This is a genomic window from Rhodopseudomonas sp. BR0G17 (genome assembly GCF_010907025.1).
GTDB lineage: Bacteria > Pseudomonadota > Alphaproteobacteria > Rhizobiales > Xanthobacteraceae > Rhodopseudomonas > Rhodopseudomonas palustris_H.
Genome location: NZ_QUML01000075.1, coordinates 1 through 3,543, shown reverse-complemented (window position 1 = coordinate 3,543; position 3,543 = coordinate 1). Strand labels below are relative to the sequence as shown.

General features: G+C 63.3%; 5 protein-coding genes. 1 reads left to right on the top strand and 4 read right to left on the bottom strand.

What is annotated here, in order from left to right; all coding sequences use genetic code 11:
• The coding region (locus tag DY467_RS25205; RefSeq protein WP_164639770.1) for an Hpt domain-containing protein at positions 1 to 244 on the top strand (244 nt) is incomplete at its 5' end.
• Positions 245 to 277: 33 nt separating this feature from the next.
• Here DY467_RS25205 and DY467_RS25200 read toward each other — a convergent pair.
• The 4 genes from DY467_RS25200 to DY467_RS25185 all read right to left on the bottom strand — a co-directional run bounded on the left by DY467_RS25200 (position 278) and on the right by DY467_RS25185 (position 3,481).
• A complete protein-coding gene (locus DY467_RS25200) occupies positions 278 to 1,528 on the bottom strand; it encodes an EAL domain-containing response regulator (RefSeq protein ID WP_164639768.1) in 1,251 nt (416 codons plus the stop codon).
• Between the two features lie 228 nt (positions 1,529 to 1,756).
• Positions 1,757 to 2,071: a pilus assembly protein PilZ gene (locus DY467_RS25195; RefSeq protein WP_107343662.1), complete on the bottom strand. Its 315-nt coding sequence runs from the start codon at positions 2,069 to 2,071 to the stop codon at positions 1,757 to 1,759.
• Between the two features lie 11 nt (positions 2,072 to 2,082).
• Positions 2,083 to 2,958 carry a CheR family methyltransferase gene (locus DY467_RS25190; protein WP_107343661.1) on the bottom strand — a complete coding sequence of 292 codons (876 nt, stop codon included), beginning with the start codon at positions 2,956 to 2,958 and terminating at the stop codon, positions 2,083 to 2,085.
• Between the two features lie 52 nt (positions 2,959 to 3,010).
• On the bottom strand, positions 3,011 to 3,481 hold the full coding sequence (locus tag DY467_RS25185) for a chemotaxis protein CheW (RefSeq protein ID WP_174270123.1): 471 nt from the start codon (positions 3,479 to 3,481) through the stop codon (positions 3,011 to 3,013).
• Positions 3,482 to 3,543 lie beyond the last annotated feature (62 nt).

Below are 3,543 nucleotides of genomic sequence, written 5' to 3'. Positions count from 1 at the left end.
GTTCGACACCCTCGACATCGCCAGCGAACGCCGCCGGATCGAACGCGAGGCGCATTCGCTCAAGAGCGCGGCGGCGACCTTTGGACTGGACCACCTGTCGGGACTGGCGCGCGAGCTGGAGCACGCCGCGCCGCATCTCACGCAGGCCGAATACATGGCGATGACCAAGCAGATCAAAGCGGCGTTCACCGCCGCGCGCCGCGTGCCGGCCGACGACAATCAACTGGTGGAACTGGCGGGCTGACGCTGGATCGGGATGTGCGCGACGCTTGAGTGCTCAAGCCTCGCGCTGCAGCGGCACCAGGGCCGCCCGCGTTGCCGGAGGACGCGCCATCCAGCCGCGATACCATTCGACGAAGGCGTCCTGGCGCAACGCACGCGAGAACTCGAAGCCCTGGCCGATATCGCAGCCTAGCGCATCGAGCGCGTGCCAGGTCGCGGCATCCTCGATGCCTTCGGCCACGACCTTCATGTTGTACTGATGCGCGATCGCGACTGAAGACGACACGATCTTCCACATGTCCGCATCGGTCAGGCAGTCCTTGACGAAGGAGCGATCGATCTTCAATTCGCTGAACGGCATTCGCGCCAGCGCCGACAGCGACGAATAGCCGGTGCCGAAATCGTCCATCGAGATGCCGATGCCCTTCAGCCGCAGCCGAAGCAGCACGTCCATGGCGCGGCCGACATCGGCCATGGCAGTTGTCTCGGTGACCTCGATCATCAGCGATCGCGCCGGCACGCTAATCTCGGCAAGCAGGTGCTCGACCTCCTCCGGCAGCGAGGTGTCGGATAGTAGCGAGGCCGATAGATTGACCGCCACGACGAATTTCGGCTCCGTCGGAAGAAACGCGGCAGCGAACGTCATCGAGTCGCGCAGCATCCGCAGCGTCATCGTCTTGATCAGCCCGCCCTGCTCGGCGAGCGGAATGAACACATCCGGGCCGACCGGACCGAACGTCGCGCTGTCCCAGCGTGCCAGCGCTTCACAGCCGGTCACCCTACCTGTGGCGAGATCAATTTTCGGCTGAAACGCGGCGTAGACTTCTCCATCGTCGAGACCGCGGCGAAGATCTTCCACAGTGATCTCGGACAGGCGCGCATCCACGCCGCGACGCGACGCTGAGGCTCCCTGAAACGGCGCCAGCGCACCGCGGAGCAGCGCCAGATCGATCGGCTTCGGCAGCGAAATGGTGTCGAGCATCCCTACGGCGTGGGCCATCCGCACCGTGGCGTTGAGGATGCGCTCTTCGCATCCACTGATTACGATGATCCGCCGCGGCTTGGCCTCGGTCTCAGCGATCAGCCGCAACAGTTCGATGCCGTCGTGATCCCCGAGTGACAGATCGATCGTGATGTAATCGAACCGGCCGGTCGCGAGACGCGCCGCCGCTTCTTGATAGGACGAAGCGAAATGCGGGCGGTAGCCGAGCTTGGTGCAGACACCGCTGACGATCGCCCCCTGAACCGGATCATCGTCGACGACGAGAACGTCGATCGCCGGATTATGGTTGGTTGGATCTACCATCGCCGTGCTCTCTGTCAGAGCTCCTTGAACGCGTCGCTTGTCGTCTGCGCGTTTTCCTCTCGCGAACCGGCTGACGCAGTCGGAACGACTGACTTTCGCCAACCAGAGCGCGAACTGATCCTATCACTCGACCGTTGAAAGAAGCGTTTGCAGAAACCGGAGTCGCGTCGCCTTCGAAAAATCGGTTAGCAGTTCCCTGCCGAATTTGACGCAATTTGTAATCCGGGCTCAGGCCATCCGGTCGTCGCGGCTGGAGGATTTGACGCTCTTGTTGCGGGTGCTGAGGAAGCGCACGTCGATCTCCGAGCCGTTGACCCGGATCAGTTCGCAGCGGCGGTAGGCAAGACCGGTCGACGACAGCAGAAGGAAGAACTCCTTCAGATTGAGGCCTTCGATCGATCCTTCGAGCTCGAGCTCGGCGTCCACACTCGACACCGCCTTGAGAACGCAGTTGCGCCGCCAAGTGCCGTCGATGCCCATGATCCAGACGTTATAGCCACGCCCGAAGGACACCCGTTCCGGTCCGCCACTCTCGGACGCCACTTCGTCCTCCTTTATCGCCCCGTCAGGGCGCCCGCCTTCAAGCCGCCGAGCGCAAGCCCGGGAGCCGTCGAGGCGGCAGAACTGTTCGGCAGGTACACGCCGCGCCGTTTCGGACAGATCCGGTAGGAGTCGGTGAGACCGACCACAGTCTCGGCGGCGCCGAGAAACAGGTAGCCGTCCGGCTCGTTGACCTTCATCAGCCGGTTGAAGATATCAGATTTTGTCGCCTGGTCGAAATAGATCAGCACGTTGCGGCAGAAGATCACGTCGAACTTGCCGAGCGCGGTGAAGTCCTGCAACAGATTGAACAGACGGTACTGCACCATCGATCGCACGTCGGCATTGAGCTGCCACATCGTACCGACCTGCTTGAAGTACTTCACCAGCAGCTGGATCGGCAGGCCGCGCTGCACCTCGAACTGGGTGTAGAGACCGGCCTTCGACTTCTCCAGCACTTCGGGCGACAGGTCGGTGGCGACGATCTCGATCCGCCAGCCGGCGAGTTCGGCGGACTTCTCCTTCAGCAGCATCGCCAACGAATACGGCTCCTGGCCGGTCGACGACGCCGCGCACCAGATCCGCAGCGACTTGCGGCCCGCGCGGGCCTTGATCAGCTCGGGGATCACGCTGTCCTTGAAGTGATCGAACGGCGTCTTGTCGCGGAAGAAAAACGTCTCGTTCGTGGTCATCGCTTCGACCACGTCGTTGATCAGCGAATCCGATCCGGCCCTCATCTTCTGCACCAGATCGGTGATGCCCGGCACGCCCGCCTTGCGGGCGAGCGGCAGCAACCGGCTCTCGAGCAGGTACTTTTTATCAGCCGACAACACCAGGCCGGAACGGTCCTTCAGCAGCTTTTGCAGGTACTCGTAATCGAGCGGTGTCATGCGGTCCTTCCCGGGAGATTCGAGGGCGGTAAGCTGAGTTTGGCGCGCTACATCAAGCAGCCATACGTTGAGTTGCGATTTCGAGCACTTTGTCGACGTCGAGGACGACCATGAGCTGTCCGTCGAGGCGGTGGACACCGTTGGCGAAGGAGGCCATGCGGGGATCGAGGTTGACCGGGTTGGTCTCGCGGCCCTCGTCCGGCAGGGTCAGCACTTCGCCGATGGAGTCGATCAACAGGCCGTAGGATTCGCCGCGCAGGTCGACACCCATCGCCATCGGCGGCTTGCCGTCCTGGTTCTTGGGCAGGCCGAGCCGGGCCCGCATGTCGATCGCGGTGACGATCCGGCCGCGCAGGTTGAGAACGCCGGCGACGTCGTCGGGGGCGAGCGGCACCCGGGTCAGCCGTTCCGGCATGAACACGTCCTGCACCCGGCTGATCGGCAGCCCGAACAGCTGCCCGCCGATCATCGCGGTGGCGAACTGGGTGGTGTTGCCGCTGATCGCGTCGATGGTGCGGCTCATCGCGGGGGTGTCCTTCCTGGTCTCGCTCATGCCGCCTGCTCCAGCACTTCGGGCGTCGCATG